Below are 1,087 nucleotides of genomic sequence, written 5' to 3' on the forward strand. Positions count from 1 at the left end.
GGCCGCAGGCGCTGCGCTTTCAGCCGCGCCCGCCGCTCCCCGGCCCGCACCAGTGCGCGTCCGGCGCGGATCAGCAGCGACTCCAAGACCGGTGTCCGGATGCCGGCGAGGGCTGACGACGGCGGGCGGTACGGCTGGGTGGGGACAGTTGTCATGATGGGCTCTCACAGGTGATGTGCCGGCCGGTCCGACCGGGAGTCGATGATGGGAAAGGCATTGACGTGGAGCTGAACCGGGCGGACGTCCTCCGCGCCCTCGGCATTTTGCTCCAGGTAGGGTTCGGCCAGTTTCCGCACAAAGGCGGCTGCCTGTTCGGCGATGTCAGCCAGCTGTTCACGGGTCAGGCGGACGTTGATGGTGCTGGCCACCGACGCCTCCAGCCATTCCTGCGGCAACAGGTCGGCGCCGCGGGTCATGAAGTCGGCCAGCAGGTCGGCGCGGCTGCGCTCGAATTCACGGGTGACCAGGCGGGCCGCCTCCCGGGTGGCCGGAGTGCCGGACAGATCGCCGGCGCTGATGGTCAGGCTGCCGGGAGTGCGTCGCCACCAGCGTTCGCGGGCCGTGCCGCGGCCTTCGACCTCCCGGACGAAATCGTGCCTGGCCAGCTGGCGCAGGTGATAGCTGGTGGCGCCGCTGGACTCCCCCAGCCGTTCCGCCAGCCTGCTGGCTGTTTGCGGGCCGTACTGGGACAGCGCGTTGAGCAGCTGCACCCGGAGCGGATGCGCGAGGGCCTTCAGCGCGACCACGTCTACGTGGCGTTCGTCGCCGTAGCCGCCGCGTCCGGGGTCGCTTTCCTGCTCTCTCTGCTGCTCCATGGGCACCATGCGTAGCGGTGCAAACAAAGCTTTGCAAGCATTTCTTTGCAATGCTTCCTTTGCGATTTGTCGTGCCGACCGACGGTCTGTAGGCGAGGTTCCGGCGCGCCCGTTCGGGGAGCGCCGGGGCATTGCGCCCACCCCTGTTCGCGGCTAGAACTAAGACCATGGGGAACGCGCCAGCTGGGTTCCACGGCACAGCGCTGCGGAGGCGGGGCGGCCGTGCCTGAATCCGCCGCAACGGTGCCGCGCGGGCTGATCGCCGACCGCCT

1 protein-coding gene is annotated in these 1,087 nt (G+C 69.3%); it reads right to left on the bottom strand.

Annotated features, from left to right (window positions below):
- Window positions 1-164: 164 nt before the first annotated feature.
- Entirely contained in the window at window positions 165-815 is a 651-nt protein-coding gene (locus tag AC5RUJ_RS16995; RefSeq protein WP_494128340.1) for an ArsR/SmtB family transcription factor, read from the bottom strand.
- Window positions 816-1,087 lie beyond the last annotated feature (272 nt).

This window comes from Arthrobacter sp. Y3223164, from assembly GCF_059091005.1.

What these genes read in the sequence shown, in the direction of transcription:
- AC5RUJ_RS16995 (WP_494128340.1), bottom strand. Translation starts at nt 815, where the DNA reads ATGGAGCAGCAGAGAGAGCAGGAAAGCGACCCCGGACGCGGCGGCTAC.